Below are 324 nucleotides of genomic sequence, written 5' to 3'. Positions count from 1 at the left end.
TTGGAGCCCAGGACGACGATGACCGAGCCGATCAGCATCACGGCGCTGGCCCTCCATCTGCCCCTTGGCCTGGAAGGGCTGCTCGGGCTCTCCCCGGCGGCCGTGCAGGCGGGCCCTCGGCTCGGCGCGATGCCCGCCGCGGACGCGACCCGGGCCCAGGCCGCGGCCAACGCGATCGAATCGAGGCACTCCGGCGCGTTCCTGGACCTGCCGATCGTCCCCAAGACGCAGCCCGCGAGTACGGCGAAATCAGCCTCTGCGACCTCCTCGGTCAAGGCGCCCGCTCCCGGGGACTGGCTCGGGCTCGCGCCCCTCTCGGGTAAC

General features: G+C 73.1%; 1 protein-coding gene. It reads left to right on the top strand.

All coding sequences use genetic code 11. From position 1 onward, the window contains the following. Positions 1–18 precede the first annotated feature (18 nt). On the top strand, positions 19–324 hold a 306-nt coding region (locus G6O54_RS37165), incomplete at its 3' end, for a hypothetical protein (protein WP_165236240.1).

Origin of the sequence: Aquisphaera insulae (genome assembly GCF_011064615.1) — a bacterium.
In the GTDB taxonomy this organism is placed as follows: domain Bacteria; phylum Planctomycetota; class Planctomycetia; order Isosphaerales; family Isosphaeraceae; genus Aquisphaera; species Aquisphaera insulae.
The sequence above is the reverse complement of the archived record's forward strand: the minus strand, read 5'-3'. Positions and strand labels throughout refer to the sequence as shown.